Source organism: Phaeovulum sp., from assembly GCF_047638075.1.
Taxonomy (GTDB): domain Bacteria; phylum Pseudomonadota; class Alphaproteobacteria; order Rhodobacterales; family Rhodobacteraceae; genus UBA6197.
Genome location: NZ_JBLJBV010000082.1, coordinates 54,992 through 69,558, shown reverse-complemented (window position 1 = coordinate 69,558; position 14,567 = coordinate 54,992). Strand labels below are relative to the sequence as shown.

At 61.4% G+C, this 14,567-nt stretch carries 14 protein-coding genes and 1 pseudogene; 4 read left to right on the top strand and 11 right to left on the bottom strand.

Translation table 11 applies throughout. The features are described from left to right. A pseudogene (locus ACM62R_RS12900) lies at nucleotides 1-233 on the bottom strand (transposase); the annotation flags it as partial. A 734-nt stretch (nucleotides 234-967) separates the two neighbouring features. Between ACM62R_RS12900 and ACM62R_RS12895 the strand changes: the two are divergent. From ACM62R_RS12895 to ACM62R_RS12880, 4 genes are all read left to right on the top strand, one after another. Beyond that, entirely contained in the window at nucleotides 968-1,276 is a 309-nt protein-coding gene (locus ACM62R_RS12895; RefSeq protein WP_415184452.1) for an FtsB family cell division protein, read from the top strand. Nucleotides 1,277-1,349: 73 nt separating this feature from the next. Further along, nucleotides 1,350-2,378, top strand: a complete 1,029-nt coding sequence (pdhA, locus tag ACM62R_RS12890) for a pyruvate dehydrogenase (acetyl-transferring) E1 component subunit alpha (RefSeq protein WP_415184451.1) — start codon at nucleotides 1,350-1,352, stop codon at nucleotides 2,376-2,378. 12 nt (nucleotides 2,379-2,390) lie between these two features. Beyond that, complete coding sequence (locus ACM62R_RS12885; RefSeq protein ID WP_415184450.1) at nucleotides 2,391-3,746, top strand: pyruvate dehydrogenase complex E1 component subunit beta; 1,356 nt, start codon at nucleotides 2,391-2,393, stop codon at nucleotides 3,744-3,746. Nucleotides 3,747-3,756: 10 nt separating this feature from the next. Further along, the gene (locus tag ACM62R_RS12880) at nucleotides 3,757-5,055 is read left to right on the top strand and encodes a pyruvate dehydrogenase complex dihydrolipoamide acetyltransferase (RefSeq protein ID WP_415184449.1); all 1,299 of its coding nucleotides are present in this window, start codon (nucleotides 3,757-3,759) and stop codon (nucleotides 5,053-5,055) included. Between the two features lie 64 nt (nucleotides 5,056-5,119). Here the strand turns inward: ACM62R_RS12880 and cysE are convergent, their stop codons facing one another. The 10 genes from cysE to ACM62R_RS12830 form a co-directional block, all read right to left on the bottom strand. After that, nucleotides 5,120-5,941 carry a serine O-acetyltransferase gene (cysE, locus tag ACM62R_RS12875; protein WP_415184448.1) on the bottom strand — a complete coding sequence of 274 codons (822 nt, stop codon included), beginning with the start codon at nucleotides 5,939-5,941 and terminating at the stop codon, nucleotides 5,120-5,122. 372 nt (nucleotides 5,942-6,313) lie between these two features. Further along, nucleotides 6,314-7,024, bottom strand: a complete 711-nt coding sequence (locus tag ACM62R_RS12870) for a DUF2793 domain-containing protein (RefSeq protein ID WP_415184447.1) — start codon at nucleotides 7,022-7,024, stop codon at nucleotides 6,314-6,316. Continuing rightward, a complete protein-coding gene (locus ACM62R_RS12865; protein ID WP_415184446.1) occupies nucleotides 7,017-10,919 on the bottom strand; it encodes a baseplate multidomain protein megatron in 3,903 nt (1,300 codons plus the stop codon). Before ACM62R_RS12865 ends, ACM62R_RS12870 begins: the two co-directional genes overlap by 8 nt. Before the next feature lie 2 nt (nucleotides 10,920-10,921). After that, nucleotides 10,922-11,371 (bottom strand): peptidase, encoded by a 450-nt coding sequence (locus tag ACM62R_RS12860; protein ID WP_415184445.1) that lies wholly within the window; start codon nucleotides 11,369-11,371, stop codon nucleotides 10,922-10,924. Then, nucleotides 11,368-12,258, bottom strand: a complete 891-nt coding sequence (locus ACM62R_RS12855) for a DUF2163 domain-containing protein (RefSeq protein ID WP_415184444.1) — start codon at nucleotides 12,256-12,258, stop codon at nucleotides 11,368-11,370. The genes ACM62R_RS12860 and ACM62R_RS12855 overlap by 4 nt, the downstream gene beginning before the upstream one ends. After that, nucleotides 12,258-12,890: a TIGR02217 family protein gene (locus ACM62R_RS12850; RefSeq protein ID WP_415184443.1), complete on the bottom strand. Its 633-nt coding sequence runs from the start codon at nucleotides 12,888-12,890 to the stop codon at nucleotides 12,258-12,260. The genes ACM62R_RS12855 and ACM62R_RS12850 overlap by 1 nt, the downstream gene beginning before the upstream one ends. Nucleotides 12,891-12,900: 10 nt before the next feature. Further along, a complete protein-coding gene (locus tag ACM62R_RS12845; protein WP_415184442.1) occupies nucleotides 12,901-13,563 on the bottom strand; it encodes a phage tail tape measure protein in 663 nt (220 codons plus the stop codon). Nucleotides 13,564-13,575: 12 nt separating this feature from the next. Then, nucleotides 13,576-13,800, bottom strand: a complete 225-nt coding sequence (locus ACM62R_RS12840) for a rcc01693 family protein (RefSeq protein WP_415184441.1) — start codon at nucleotides 13,798-13,800, stop codon at nucleotides 13,576-13,578. Next, nucleotides 13,797-14,117, bottom strand: a complete 321-nt coding sequence (locus ACM62R_RS12835) for a gene transfer agent family protein (RefSeq protein ID WP_415184440.1) — start codon at nucleotides 14,115-14,117, stop codon at nucleotides 13,797-13,799. The genes ACM62R_RS12840 and ACM62R_RS12835 overlap by 4 nt, the downstream gene beginning before the upstream one ends. Then, the gene (locus ACM62R_RS12830) at nucleotides 14,117-14,530 is read right to left on the bottom strand and encodes a phage major tail protein, TP901-1 family (protein ID WP_415184439.1); all 414 of its coding nucleotides are present in this window, start codon (nucleotides 14,528-14,530) and stop codon (nucleotides 14,117-14,119) included. The genes ACM62R_RS12835 and ACM62R_RS12830 overlap by 1 nt, the downstream gene beginning before the upstream one ends. Between the last annotated feature and the right edge of the window lie 37 nt (nucleotides 14,531-14,567).

The following is a 14,567-nucleotide window of genomic DNA, read 5'->3' as shown; positions in this document are numbered from 1 at the left end:
TCCCGCGGCCTCCTTGAGGATGCGAACCTTGCGCCGAAGGCTTTGGTCGGGGTCGCGCGCGAGGCCAAATCCCCTTTGGACACGACATCAGTGTCTTGATGGGCGGTGATCCATTTGTTCAGCGTCGACATTCCAACGCCCAGATCGTCTGCCACCTGCTTGCGCGTCAGCCCGCTGGTCAACGCGATATACACAGCATCCTTACGAAATTCGTCAGTCCGTTTCAGTCCCATAGTTGATCTTCTTTGTTGCAGTAAATGCTAGCAAAGGAACGGCATCAAACCGCGACAGGTCCAGGCCTTCTGACACTTCTTGCCCGCCATGGAGTGCCTCATGATGCCCACTATCAACTGTGGAAACTATCGCACCGGCTTCCGACCGTCAGAGCGGCTTCAGCAGACGGACACGAGGGATGTCACTTTTGCAGTTCCCATCTTTCGTGCGTTTATGGATATAGGCATGTGTCGGTGCGGGGATCCGCGTTCTGATGGTCACCACCTGATAGAGTGACGCGCTGACCCGAGCGTTGTCGCCCCGGTCCAATTGAAAGTGGTGCGTTTCGCCTTGTGTGGATCGCAATCGCAGAATTGGCGGTATAGTCTCAATACCAGTGTGCCCGTGGCTCAACAATGACAGCGAAGGCCGCGCGCCATATTAGCCGCCCGCTCGTTGCCGAAGGCCAAGGCACCGCTTAAGGGGGCCGGGCTATGGCAAAGTTTTGCAATCAGGCGGTTGCATCGCCCTAAGGGCATTTCTGGCCGGGTTGGCTTGCGGCAAAACCCTGCTGAAAAGGGTTTGGCGCGATGTTCAACCTATGGGCGCTGCCCCCCGGTCCTTGCGGACCTCTCGCGCGGTGATGGGGGCGAAAACCACCCCGGTTTCTTTTACAGGGGGGATTCCATTTGCGAATCGCCTGTGGCATGATTTCCGTAACCCGTCCGGTAACCGGGCGGCATGAGGGGCGGATATGCGTAATCGATCAGGCTTTGGGCGGCCCAACTTTGGCCCGCTGATTTTTTTCAGCCTTACCTTCGTAATGGGGGGGTATTTTACCTTTGCCGCCGTTCAGGGGTCTTTCGGGGTGTTTCGCAGGGTGCAAATTGAAGCCGAAAGCGTGGCATTAAGCGCCGAACGCGACCGTTTGCGTGCAGAAGTGGCCCGGATGGAGAACCTGACAACGCGTCTGTCAGACCGTTTTTTGGACGTCGATCTTTTGGATGAACGGGCGCGCGATGTGCTGGGCACAATTCGCGCAGATGAGATTGTGATCCGCTGATTGCATCGGCGCGCGCCATCGGTTATAAAATGGTTTAACGCTAAACTATTTCAGTCCGATGGGAGGTTGCCTCATGGCTTTACGTAAAAGCCCCGACAACAAGGGCGCGGCGGCGTCTGCAGGAAAATCCACGCGAAAGTCAAATACCTCAAAAGAAGAGCTCCTGAAGTTCTATCGAGAGATGCTGTTGATTCGCCGGTTTGAGGAAAAGGCGGGGCAGCTATACGGCATGGGGCTGATTGGCGGCTTTTGTCACCTTTATATCGGCCAGGAAGCCGTCGTCGTAGGGCTGGAAGCGGCCGCCGAAGACGGCGACAAGCGGATAACCAGCTACCGTGACCATGGCCATATGTTAGCCAGTGGAATGGACCCCAAAGGCGTGATGGCCGAGCTGACCGGACGCGAAGGCGGGCTATCCAAAGGCAAGGGCGGGAGCATGCACATGTTCTCGAAGGAAAAGCATTTCTATGGCGGGCACGGGATTGTGGGCGCGCAGGTTCCCTTGGGCGCGGGTCTGGCCTTTGCGGATAAATACAAAGGCAACGGGCGCGTAACGTTCACCTATTTCGGTGACGGTGCGGCGAACCAGGGCCAGGTCTATGAGACCTACAACATGGCCGAGCTGTGGAACCTTCCGGTGGTTTTCGTCATCGAAAACAACCAATATGCAATGGGCACCAGTATGAAGCGGTCGACAAAATCGACCTCGCTCTGGGGTCGGGGCGTGGCCTACGGGATCAAGGGCGAGGCGGTCGACGGCATGGATGTGCTGGCGGTAAAGGCTGCAGGCGAGCGTGCCGTAGAGGCCTGCCGGGCGGGCGAAGGGCCCTACATCCTCGAAATCAATACATACCGCTACCGCGGCCATTCGATGTCGGACCCCGCAAAATACCGCTCACGCGAGGAAGTGCAGAAAATGCGCGAAGAGCGTGACGCGATCGAGCATGTGCGCGAATTGCTGTTGCAGGGCAATCATGCCACCGACGACGATCTGAAGGCGATTGACCGCGAAATCAAGGTGATCGTGAACGAAGCGGCAGAATACGCCAAAGAAAGCCCCGAGCCGGACCTGTCCGAGCTTTGGACTGACATTTACGCCTAAGGGAGACAGACCATGGCAACCGAAATTTTGATGCCCGCCCTGTCACCCACGATGGAGGAAGGCACACTGGCCAAATGGCTGGTAAAAGAGGGCGATGAGGTCAAATCCGGCCAGATCATCGCAGAGATCGAGACCGATAAGGCCACGATGGAGTTTGAGGCGGTCGATGAAGGCACCATCAGTAAGCTGCTGGTAGCGGAAGGCACCGCAGGCGTGGCCGTGAACACGCCGATTGCGGTTTTGGTGGCAGAGGACGAAAGCGCCGAGGTAGAAGCGGCCCCGGCCGCGGCCCCTGCACCCGCCAAGGCAGCAACGCCTGCCCCGGCACCATCCTCCCCCGCCCCGGTCGCGCCAGATGTCAGCCCCGACTGGCCCGCAGGCACCGAAATGAAGACCATGACCGTGCGCGAAGCGCTACGCGAAGCGATGGTCGAAGAAATGACCCGTGACGAAACCGTCTATCTGATGGGTGAGGAAGTCGGGGAATATCAGGGCGCCTATAAGATCAGCCAGGGCCTTCTGGACCAGTTCGGCGCAAAGCGGGTGATTGATACGCCGATCACCGAACATGGCTTTACCGGAATTGCCGTTGGGTCGGCGTTCGGTGGTCTGCGGCCAATTCTCGAATTCATGACCTTCAACTTTGCCCTACAGGCGATGGATCACATCATCAACTCAGCGGCAAAGACGCTTTACATGTCGGGTGGTCAGATGGGCGCCCCGATGGTGTTCCGTGGCCCGAACGGCGCTGCCGCGCGCGTTGCCGCCCAGCACAGTCAGGATTTCGCCGCGTGGTTTGCGATGGTGCCGGGCCTGAAGGTGGTGATGCCCTATTCGGCCGCTGACGCCAAAGGCCTGCTTAAAACCGCAATCCGTGACAATAACCCGGTCATCTTCCTTGAAAATGAAATCCTCTACGGGCGCAGTTTCGAGGTGCCGGTGCTGGATGACTTCACCATTCCCTTCGGTAAGGCCAAAATTTGGCGCGAGGGAAGTGATGTGACCATTGTCAGCTTTGGCATTGGTGTGGCGCACGCGCTGGAAGCGGCCGACAAGTTGGCAGCCGACGGGATTTCAGCCGAGGTCATTGACCTGCGCACCCTGCGCCCGATTGACTATGATACGGTGTTGGCCTCGGTGATGAAGACCAACCGTTGCGTGACGGTCGAAGAGGGCTGGCCCATCGGCTCGATCGGAAACCATCTAAGCGCGACAATCATGGAACGCGCGTTTGACTATCTGGATGCGCCGGTGATCAACTGCACCGGTAAAGACGTGCCAATGCCCTATGCGGCAAATCTTGAAAAGCTGGCGTTGATCACTTCGGACGAAGTGGTCGCGGCGGTCAAAAAAGTCACCTATCGGTAAGGAGGAAACCATGGCCGTGGAAATCTTGATGCCGGCGCTTTCTCCGACGATGGAGGAAGGGACCTTGGCAAAATGGCTGGTCAAAGAGGGCGATGTCGTTACCTCGGGCCAGATCCTTGCAGAGATCGAAACCGACAAGGCAACGATGGAGTTTGAGGCGGTCGATGAAGGTACCGTCAGCAAAATCCTGATCGCAGAAGGCACGAGCGGGGTGAAGGTAAATACCCCGATCGCCGTGCTGATCGAAGAGGGCGAAAGCGCGGATGCCGCGCCAAAACCCGCCGCAACCGAACAGCCCAAGGCGGCGCCCGAAAAGCCGGCAGAACCAGCGCCAACTCCGGCTACAGCCGCAGCGACGCCGGTTGCCGCCCCTAAAGCGGCGGGCGAGCGGGTCTTTGCCTCGCCTCTGGCGCGCCGGATTGCGGCGGATAAGGGCATTGACCTGGCATCGGTGCAAGGCTCCGGCCCGCACGGGCGCATCGTCAAGACCGATGTCGAGGCTGCCAGCAGCGCACCCAAAGCAGCTCCGGCCGCAGCCGGTGCCCCGCAGGGTGCTGCAAAGGCGCAACCCGCAGCCGCACCGGTCAGCGCCAGCACCGTCGCCCGGATGTATGAGGGCCGCCAGTACGAAGAAATGCCGCTGGACGGAATGCGCAAAACCATTGCAGCTCGCCTGACCGAGGCCAAACAGACGATCCCGCATTTCTACCTGCGCCGAGAGGTTCGGTTGGATACGCTGATGGCCTTCCGCGCTGATTTGAACAAGCGGTTAGAAGGTCGCGGGGTAAAGCTTTCTGTCAATGATTTCATCATCAAGGCTTGTGCGCTTGCGCTTCAATCCGTCCCCGATGCCAATGCCGTCTGGGCGGGGGATCGGGTCCTTAAGATGAAGGCGTCAGATGTGGCAGTTGCCGTGGCGATCGAAGGCGGGCTGTTCACTCCGGTGCTGAAAGACGCGGAAATGAAGTCGCTTTCCTTTCTTTCTGCCGAAATGAAAGATCTTGCAGCCCGCGCGCGCAACCGCAAACTTGCGCCGCAAGAATATCAGGGCGGCAGCTTTGCCATCTCAAACCTCGGGATGATGGGTGTTGATAACTTCGACGCGGTGATCAACCCGCCACATGGTGCAATTCTGGCTGTGGGCGCGGGGATCAAGAAACCCGTTGTGAACGGCGATCAGATTGAAATCGCTACGGTTATGTCGATGACGCTCTCTGTTGACCACCGGGTGATTGACGGCGCACTGGGGGCCGAGTTGTTGAAGGCCATTGTTGAAAACCTGGAAAACCCAATGGGTATGCTGGCATAATCTGCCCTATAAAAAGGAAAGCGCCGGATCACTCCGGCGTTTTTTCATCTTAACGTCGTATCATTCACCCCCGGTGCAACGTCTGATCCATTGTTGACGCTGGCCGATCACAGCCTGCATCCCCCACGATCTTTGCAGGAACCCCGGCGACAGTCTTGCAGCAAGGAACGTCGATCAACACAACCGATCCCGCTGCAATCCGTGAATTGTCACCCACACGGATATTCCCCAAAATTTTCGCCCCCGCACCAATCATCACGCCATTGCCGATTTTAGGGTGTCTATCTTCCTCTTCCTTACCCGTTCCACCCAGCGTGACCGAATGCAGCATAGAGACATTATCCCCGACCACTGCCGTCTCACCGATCACGATCGAATGGGCATGGTCGATCATCACCCCACGACCAATCCGCGCCGCCGGATGAATATCCACGCCAAACGCCTCAGAGGTGCGCATCTGCACCAGATAGGCCAGGTCGCGTCGTCCCTTGCGCCATAACCAATGTGCCACACGGTATGCTTGAAGTGCCTGATATCCTTTGAAGAAAAGGATGGGTTGCAGGTATCTATGGCATGCGGGGTCGCGGTCATAGACAGCTACCAGATCTGCGCGTGCCGCTTGCCCCAGTAGCACATCCTCGCTGTAGGCTTCGTCTGCAATTTCGCGCAAGATCTGCTCACTCATCTCGCCCGAGGCGAGCTTAAGCGAAAACCGATAGGCCAGCGCGCGTTCCATCGTTTTATGATGCAACAAACCCGAATGGATCAATCCACCCAAAAGCGGCTCATCACGCACCGCATCACGGGCCTCGTCGCAAATACGCGCCCAAACCGGATCTACGGTCGTCACCTTCGGGTGAAGCTCGGCAGGGTAGGTTTTAGACATTGCAGGCTCCTTGGGATGCGTTTTCAGACTATCACATAGGTGCTGCCTCGCATATCGGAAGGAAAGCTGCGGGAAAAGATATTAATTTTGCCGCGCCCTGCGCCAAACGTCAATTCCAGCAATCACCTCAGCCAGACAGGCCAGATATGCGGTATCTGACAAATAGGGTTCAGGTGGCAAAGGTACGGTGCGTGCGCTTGCGGCCAACGTGCCATTGCCCCAGTCAGGATGGCACCTTCCGGTTCGTTTTCGGAATTGATCGGCAGCATGCGCTTGCTGCAACAGGCGCTGCATGGCCCCTGCGCGGTCGGGTTCGCGCATCAGCGCGCGCGCTGCCCCCGACAGGTCACCATGGCAAAGCTGACGCATCCGTCATTCCGATGGCAGCGAAATTTCAAGGTAATGAACGGCAAGCCGCACTGCCCCACTTGCAAAGTCCCCCCCCACCGCACTTAGCAACAACGTTTCAGGTGCCCAATAGGTCATCGGCTGCGACAGCAAGCCGCGTACCCAGCTTCCCTGCGCCAGGCCCAGACCCGCCCCAAATCGGTTCGTAAAGCCTATGTTTCCTAACTCCCAAGAGGTCAGCGTGCCACCAATCGCGGAAATTACCCGCGCGCTGACCCCGATCACCATGGAATGGCTGGGAATAACGGCTGCGCTTTGCGAAGTGGCACCCGCCAAAATCACATGATCAATCTCAACAACCCGCGCACTCAGCCCCGCACCAAAGGGCGAAAGGCTTAGCGCACCAGAGACCCAGCCCGTGCCATCATGTATCGCCTGACACCCCTCATCGGCAATGAATGTGCGCCATCCTGCGCGCGGACTGACAAACACCCAGCCGCCATTGCTGCCGATCGCCACTTTTCCGGCCTGTCCGGCCCAGACGTTCACCGCCCCCGCAGGAATTCCGTAGGTTGCGCCGTCCAACACGACAGTTGGCGGCACTGACAGGCTGTTTGACGCCATCACCATATTGACCAAACCATCCAGTCTGGTCAGCGCCTCATTCACAGTTACATGTTTTTGCGCCTGCGCGGGTTGCAGCAGGGGCAGCGCCAGTCGGTTTGTGTCAGACATTGATATCAATCCTCGCAAAGGGTCCGGGCCCGTAGGTATCGGACAGTTGTGCAACCTGAATTTCAAACGGCCCCGAAAGCCCGTCTCCGGCGCGTAGTGCCTCGGGGTAGACCCATGAAGGGGTAGCGGTCATGACCTCTCGCCGGATCGTGCCTTCCTGCACAACCCGCAGCAGGTACCCCTCGCGTCCCTCGCCCAGCGGCACGTCAACCGCCGCCCAGCTATCGCCGTCAATGCGTGTGCGGCGCACCCAGCCCAGCGACAGATCGTTTCCCGCCCAGACAGCGCGCAAATGACAAGGCGCATAGGGCCGCAAACCAACCCCGGCAAACGCGCGGATCTGGTGGATATAGGACGGGTCGTCATAGCCACGCTGCGCCGCGCCAATACGGTAATGCCGCACCAATCCGCGCAGACGGGGCGCCAGGTCAATTTGTTCGGGCGCGCCATCCAGCAAAACCACAGTGCTGCCGGCGGGCCAACTTGGCGGCATCACCCCATCGGTCCCCGCCTGCCCGCGCAGCCGCTGGCCAACCTCCCACAGGCCAGGCTCAATCAGCGTCGCTTGCGCAAACTGGATCACCTCCCACAGATCCGAGGTGCCATCGCCAATCGCCATCGCATTGGCGCCTTCCAACAATCGCAGTTGTGACACTGTTTCCAGCGCACCCCCCTTGATCCTGATCCGCAATGGTGTGCCCCGGTCCCACAGACCGGGCCGCGCAGCCGCCAATTCGGTCATCGTCTGACCAATCACCGCCCGTCCGTCCAGTAACCGATTCAACGCATAGCCTGCATCCTCGCCAGCGGCGTAAACCGCTATGCTGCCGGGCCAAGGCGTGGCCGTTACCGCCAGATGGGGCGCATATGGGTCTTCCTTGCCGGTCAAAAGCGGCAGATCCAGAAATACCGACAGCACCGGAACGGGCGCCGCAAACGGCCGCGGCATCACCCGTTCTTCTGCCTCATCCGAGGCGCGATAGATCGCCGGCTCCACCCGTACCGCCTCAACTGCCAAAGCGCCTGCCTGCTCAACCCGGTCCACGCGATAGCGCCGCGCACCCTCCGGCAGTGAAAGCCGGATCACATCACCAGCACCCAAGTGGCCCAGCGACGGCGGCAGTGCAAAGCGCGCACCATCGCGCGCCACCCGTGCCTCGGCCAACCAACGCTCCACGATGCGCTGCCCTTCTGAACGGGTCAGCGCCAGCCCCACCTCCGAGGCTGCCGCCCCACCTGACCTCTCATCGGGGAACACCGCCTCAACCGCGCGTATCTCATAATCACCCTCGGCCTCGACATAAGACAGCCGCACGCGGCCCGCGATCTCCACCTCCGGCGAGCGCTGCGTCTCGATGCTGGCATCCTCCTGCAAGGCCAGGTGTTCACTGGTCAGTTCTGCCATGACACGACCCGTTCGCATCTGAAACACAACCTGCCCATCGCGCTCGACCGCCTCAAATCCATAAGCAATCATCAACGGTTGAAGCGCCGCCCGCCCGCTTTGCCCACCCGCAACCGAATAGCCACGCACCAGCCCGAACAGCCCGCTGACATCGACATGGCTCAGCCCGCCCGCCTCACAGATTTCCGCCACGACACTGGCCAAAGGCTGCGCCGTCACCCGCCCCGATATCCAATGGCCACGCGCATAATTTTCGCCGTCCGACCAGACATCGGTGTTACCCGGAAACTGCGGGAAAGGCCGCGTATCCCAGGCCCAGACATGCGCCCGCGTCATATCGACCATCGGCGCGGCATAGACCTCTGAAACCGGGTTGTTGGTGGTATTTCCCCAATAATCCACCATCGCGCGCAGGTATTGCATCTGGATCAGTTCATCGCGTCGCCCATCAGAATAATGCGGCAGACTCGACTCCGATGATTTTGGGTCCAGAAACTTGTTGGGCTGGTTTGTGCCCTTATCCACCGCAGCGCACCCCATTTCGGTAAACCAGATCGGCTTGGATTGCGGCACCCAGGCCGTTGGTTCCGGCTGGCGCACCCCATCTATCCGCTCGTGATGGGGGTTTTGCCACCAGCCCTGAATGTCCTTGTAGCGCCAGACCCATGGCTCGCCATACGCGCCATCTTCAATCGGGGTGCGCCTTTGCGCATCGCGATGCGCATCCGAGGCGTAATACCAGTCATAACCCTCGCCGCCCGCCACGTTGGCACGCAGATATTCCAGGCTATGGATCGCACCCCAATGCGCGTCGGCATGCTGCTCGCCCTCGCGCCAATCGGACAGGGGCATGTAATTGTCGATCCCCACAAAATCGATATTCGGGTCAGCCCAAAGCGGGTCGAGGTGAAAGTACCGGTCGCCATTACCCGGCTGATAACCAAAATACTCGCTCCAGTCGGCCGCATAGCCGATCTTGCAGTTCGGCCCCAGTATCGCACGCACATCGGCGGCAAGTGCGCGCAGCGCCGTGACCGCCGGAAAGGTGCCCCCCTCACCCCGGATCTGCGTCAACCCAACCATTTCAGAGCTGATACAGAACGCCTCAACCCCACCCGCAAGCGCGCACAAATGCGCATAGTGCAAGATAAAGCGCCGCAGCGACCACTCTTGCGGCCCTAAATAGGCCACACTTCCGCCACCCGGCGCAAAATCACCTATCGCAGCACTACCAAAGAACGCCGCCACCTCGGTCGCGGCCAAGGCCGTGCCATCGGCGCTGCCCTCTCGTCCCGGCGCTTTTGACAGCGTGATCCGCCCGCGCCAGGGCAGTGGCGGTTGCCCAACAACTCCGCTCCAGGGATCCGGCAGCGCGTTGCCTGCCAACTGCTCCATCAGGATAAACGGGTAAAACGTCACCGCCTTTCCCTGCGTGCGCAGCCCCTTGATCGCCTCGATCACTGCCGCATCCGCGGGCGTCCCACCATAGACCGACCGTCCGTCAACCCGCGCCACCTCGACCGCATCGCCGCGCTGAAGGCCCGACACACGCCAAGGCATTGCATTGCCGTCAAACCGCGCATCCTCGATCTTTGGCTGCACCGCACACTCGCCGCAACGCAGATCACTGCCAAACCACGACACAACCAAAGACGCCGCCCCGCAGTTGGGCAGTTCTTCCGCCAGCGCCATCAGTGACGCGCTGAAATCGGTCACGCCAGAGGGACTATGGATATTGGCCGCGACTTGCTCGCCCAATCCCTTGTTGTAATGCACCGGGGTTGTGGCCAGCGCATACTCGCCGGTGCCAGGTATCAACGCCACCGCCTGCGCGCCGCGCACCAGATCAGGCACCGCCTCAATCAGATCGCCCTGCGCCGGGCGCACCACCTCAAAGCTGAACTGCGGCACGCGGTTGCCAAATTGCTCCAGCGCAAGATCCTCAAACACCACATAGGCCACACCGCGATACGCAGGCGCCATGCCGGCACCTTCAACCGCCTCAATCTTCGGGTCGGGCTGCTGGTCTTCTGCCCCGGTGTAGACGCGCATGTTCAAACCGTCCCGCGCGACCTCCATACCATCCGCCCAGATGCGGCCTACGCGCAAAATTTCACCCTCGCACAGCGCCAGCGCCAGATTGACCGAATAGCTGAACGACGTCACCGTAGGGCGCGGGGCCCCCTTGCCGCCGCGTTGCTTCTTTGATGTCTCAAAAAAGCGTGTGGCCCAGATCACCTGCCCTGAAACGCGCATCCGCCCCCAAAGCCGCCCCAGCGCCTCGCCCTCCGAGGCACTAGTCAGGCGGAACCGGTCTACCCGACCGGTTTCCACTGCGGCAGACCCCGACCCCAACAACCTTTGGTCAATCACCCGCCCCAGCGTCGCCCCCACAGCGCGCCCGATCACCGCCCCCGACAGGCCCAGAACCGTGCCACCAAAACCCGCACCCATCGCGGCACCGGCAGCCGAAAGCAGTATCGTCGCCATAATCAGGCTCCTTCAGGAAAGTTGAACCGCGCCACGATGCGGCGCCGCCAGGGAAGGGACAGCGGGCTTTCGATCACCCCATGCCCGCTATAGGCGTGGATGAAAGTCGCCCCCGCCTCTGCGCCGCCCATTCGCGCTGAAATGCCCAGATGCTTGGCGACCGAACCGTCGCGCATCCGAAACAATAATACCTCGCCCGGCGCCTGTGGCACCCGGCCGTCCAGCGGTACCAGATGCCGCTGCGCGCCCGCCCAAAGCGCTTCCTCATGCGCGGGTTCGGACCAATCGGGCGTATAGGCCGGCATCAATTCAGGCTCTTGGCCGTAAAGCGTGCGCCAGACCCCGCGCAACAGGCCCAGACAATCTGTCCCGGCCCCTTGCACCGAGGCCTGGTGCTGATAGGGCGTGCCCAACCAGCCCCGCGCAATCAGCACCGCCTGCACGCCCGTCATCGAAACAGGCTCCCACCGTCATTCGCGCCGCTTGAAACCGGATAAGACATCAGCCAATCCTCGCCAGGAACATGAGGAAATCCGCGAAAGTTATTGAAGTTATTGAACTTCAATCGGCAGGTGTCAGCGCGACGGTCGCACCCCGCCTCGATCCGCAGCATATCGCCCGGCACCACCTCAGCCGCCAGCGCCTGCCACAACTCCACTTCGCGCGCACCAACCCCTTGCAGACGGTCGTTCTTCACAACCCCCGCCAGCCCCGCCGCCGCGCCGCTCAGCACCGTCAGCCGGCCCTTTTCAAACCAGCGGTCGTCAAACCCCGGCATATCGGCAAAGCGAAACACCCGCGCGCCCTCCACCACCTCCACTGCCCGCTCAGACACATAGCCCGGCGCCGCCAGATTGAACCGACACTGACGATCCGCCAGGACCGCCGAACATCGCGGGTGAAAGATCCGCCCCTGCGCGCGGCCCAACGCCTCGGTCAGCCCGCGCAACTCGGCGCTGAACGCCCCTTCACCGCGTGTGATCTCACCCAGTTGCCCGCGAAACTGCAGCGCGCGCTGGCTCACATCGGCCCAGTTCACCAGCCAGGACCGCACCTCTGCCGCGTCATAGCGCCCGGCCAGAATATCCGCCTCGGTCATCGCGGCGCTCGACAGCGCGCCATAAGCCTCGGTGTTGTCCACGGCCAGGCCCGTGGCCTGCGACAATGCCTTTGCCGTCATCCCGCTGTCAGGATCAAAACTGATCCCGTCAAATGCCAACGCCCGGTCGTGGTCAGTAAAGCCCAAGACCACGCCGTCAGCCCGTGTAACCGCCCAGGCACGGCAAACCGTGGTTGCGCCGCTGGCCAGATGCGCCTTCAATGCCTCTGAGTATGCCATCAGATCCGCACCTCCAGCACCGGCACCTGCGGCAAATGACCCGCCTGAAACGAGGCCACCGAAACCTGAATCCGGTCGGTATCAAACCGCACCGGCACGTCGAACTCGAACCCCGCGGTGACCCGCGCGCCCTCGCCTGGCGCCATCTCGAACGTCACCACCCCGGTGCCGTGATCAACCGTGAAATGCACCGCCTCTGACTGATGGTCGCCCAAAATCCCTACTTTCACCGTCCCGGCGACCGGCTTTGTGATGGTCCGCGAATAGCTTTCGCTGCCCGACACATAGGTCTTGACCAGTTGAAAACTGCACGTCGCGCCATCGCCCATGCCGATCACCTGATCCTCATAGCTGACCCCCCGCGACGAGGGGCACGACTTGTAATCCGCCCAATCCTTCCAGCGAAACCCGTGCAGCTGCCCGGCCCGTGCCTCAAAAAACGCGATCAGCGCCTCAACGTCGTCCAGGCTTCGCAACCCCACCCCCGCATCATAGTGCCGGCGTGAATGGGCCCAGGGGCTGTTGCGCTCCTCAAATCCGTTGGTCAGCGTCACGATCTCGGTGCGCCGCTCTGGCCCCCCGACAGACCCGAAGCTCAGATTCGCCGGAAAGCGTATCTCGTGAAATGCCATGGCTTTCTCCTCAACGGTTGCGTTCGCCGCGCGCCAGCGCCCGGCTGACCTGCGCGGCAATCTGGCTTTGACTGCGGGCAAAACCGGCGACGTCGGGGGTGGTCACATTCATCACCACATTCACGGCCCGTCCGCCGCCCGCCGCCTGCACCCCCAGCCGCCCATCGGCGCCCCGGGCCAATGGCATGATCGCCTCTGGCCCCGCCTCTCCCATCAGCCCGCGCCCGCTGCGCATCGCAAAAGAGGTGGGCTGCGCCACCACCCCCCCCTTGGCAAAGGCCGTGACGCGGCCTTGCGTAAACGCGCCGCCCTGCTCGAACGGAAAAAGCCCGCTCAACATGCTGTTCATCCCGCCCGCAATCGCGCCGCCCAAGGCGTTCTGAACGGGCCGCATCGCCACCGCATAAACGCTGTCAGCCATCGTCTGTGCGACGCCCCGCAACGCATCCGACAGCTTTGCCCCGTCAAAGATCAGCCCGTCAAAGGCGTTCCGCAGCCCGCGCCCAATGCTGTTGGTCAGCAAACCCACCTCACGGCCGGTAAAGGTCATACTGTCCCGCATCCGGCCCAGTTCGGCATTAAAGGCCCCCGCCATTGCCTCGGCCCCGCCCAATGACTTTTCCAGCGCTGCCGCCTGCTGGCCCAACCCGTCCAGCCCGTCCACCTCGATCATCGCCCAATCCTTTCATCGCCCGGCCCTGTCCACCGGGGCGCCATTCACCTGATCCGGCCATTTCGCCGCCAGCTCATCCAACCGCGCCCGGGTCAACGGCGCCGCCCCGCCGCCATCGCCCAGCATCAAGGCCAGCTCTGCCGGGGTCAGCCGCCAGAACGCACCCGGCGACAGCCCCAGCCCCCGCAGCCCCACCCGCAGCAGGCCCGGCCAGTCAAACCCACCGGCCCCGCTCATTTTCCGGCCGGCACCGTGAAGGCCCGCGCCAATAGCTCTGCCGCGATTCGTGCTGCACCAACCGGCCCGCCACCAATTTCAACCGTGCGCAGATCGGCGCCGGTGCCTTCCCAGCCGCCGCCGCGCAACCCCGCCACCAGCAGCGCCAGCACATCGCGCGTTGAAAACCGCCCCGCCTCGAACCGCGTCACCAGATCAATCAGCGTCTCCGCCTCCAGTTCCGCCTCCAGTTCGGCCAAGGCCCCCAGCGTCAGCTTGGCCACATGGCGTTTGCCATCCAGCCAGACCGCCACCTCACCTGCCCAGGGGTTTGCCATCACAGCACCGTAAAGGTCAGCGCCCCCGCCGATGCCATGCTCAGCTCATAGGTCGCCTCGCCGTTATGGCTGCCCGCATATTCAATCGAGGTAATCATGAACGGCCCCTGCACGATGCCGAAATCAGGGATGATCACCTGAAAATCCGGCACCTCACCGTCAAAGAAAATCTGCCGGGCCCGTTCGTCCGTCGCGGCGTCCTTGAACACCCCCGACCCCGACATCGCCGCCGAGCGCACACCCGCCCCGCCCAGCAATTCGCGCCAGCCGCCCTGGCTTTCAAGACTGGTCACATCAACAGTTTCCGCGTTAAAGCTGATCCGCGAGGCACGCAGCCCCGCGATGGTTTCAAACTGCCCGCCCCCATTCAGGTCAAGCTTGATCAGCAGGTCCTTGCCGTTCTGCGCCGCCATGGCTTTATCTCCGATACATGAAAAAAGGCCCGCCGCC

What these genes read in the sequence shown, in the direction of transcription:
- ACM62R_RS12895 (WP_415184452.1), top strand. Translation starts at nt 968, where the DNA reads ATGCGTAATCGATCAGGCTTTGGGCGGCCCAACTTTGGCCCGCTGATT.
- pdhA (WP_415184451.1), top strand. Translation starts at nt 1,350, where the DNA reads ATGGCTTTACGTAAAAGCCCCGACAACAAGGGCGCGGCGGCGTCTGCA.
- ACM62R_RS12885 (WP_415184450.1), top strand. Translation starts at nt 2,391, where the DNA reads ATGGCAACCGAAATTTTGATGCCCGCCCTGTCACCCACGATGGAGGAA.
- ACM62R_RS12880 (WP_415184449.1), top strand. Translation starts at nt 3,757, where the DNA reads ATGGCCGTGGAAATCTTGATGCCGGCGCTTTCTCCGACGATGGAGGAA.
- cysE (WP_415184448.1), bottom strand. Translation starts at nt 5,941, where the DNA reads ATGTCTAAAACCTACCCTGCCGAGCTTCACCCGAAGGTGACGACCGTA.
- ACM62R_RS12870 (WP_415184447.1), bottom strand. Translation starts at nt 7,024, where the DNA reads ATGTCTGACACAAACCGACTGGCGCTGCCCCTGCTGCAACCCGCGCAG.
- ACM62R_RS12865 (WP_415184446.1), bottom strand. Translation starts at nt 10,919, where the DNA reads ATGGCGACGATACTGCTTTCGGCTGCCGGTGCCGCGATGGGTGCGGGT.
- ACM62R_RS12860 (WP_415184445.1), bottom strand. Translation starts at nt 11,371, where the DNA reads ATGACGGGCGTGCAGGCGGTGCTGATTGCGCGGGGCTGGTTGGGCACG.
- ACM62R_RS12855 (WP_415184444.1), bottom strand. Translation starts at nt 12,258, where the DNA reads ATGGCATACTCAGAGGCATTGAAGGCGCATCTGGCCAGCGGCGCAACC.
- ACM62R_RS12850 (WP_415184443.1), bottom strand. Translation starts at nt 12,890, where the DNA reads ATGGCATTTCACGAGATACGCTTTCCGGCGAATCTGAGCTTCGGGTCT.
- ACM62R_RS12845 (WP_415184442.1), bottom strand. Translation starts at nt 13,563, where the DNA reads ATGATCGAGGTGGACGGGCTGGACGGGTTGGGCCAGCAGGCGGCAGCG.
- ACM62R_RS12840 (WP_415184441.1), bottom strand. Translation starts at nt 13,800, where the DNA reads ATGAGCGGGGCCGGTGGGTTTGACTGGCCGGGCCTGCTGCGGGTGGGG.
- ACM62R_RS12835 (WP_415184440.1), bottom strand. Translation starts at nt 14,117, where the DNA reads ATGGCAAACCCCTGGGCAGGTGAGGTGGCGGTCTGGCTGGATGGCAAA.
- ACM62R_RS12830 (WP_415184439.1), bottom strand. Translation starts at nt 14,530, where the DNA reads ATGGCGGCGCAGAACGGCAAGGACCTGCTGATCAAGCTTGACCTGAAT.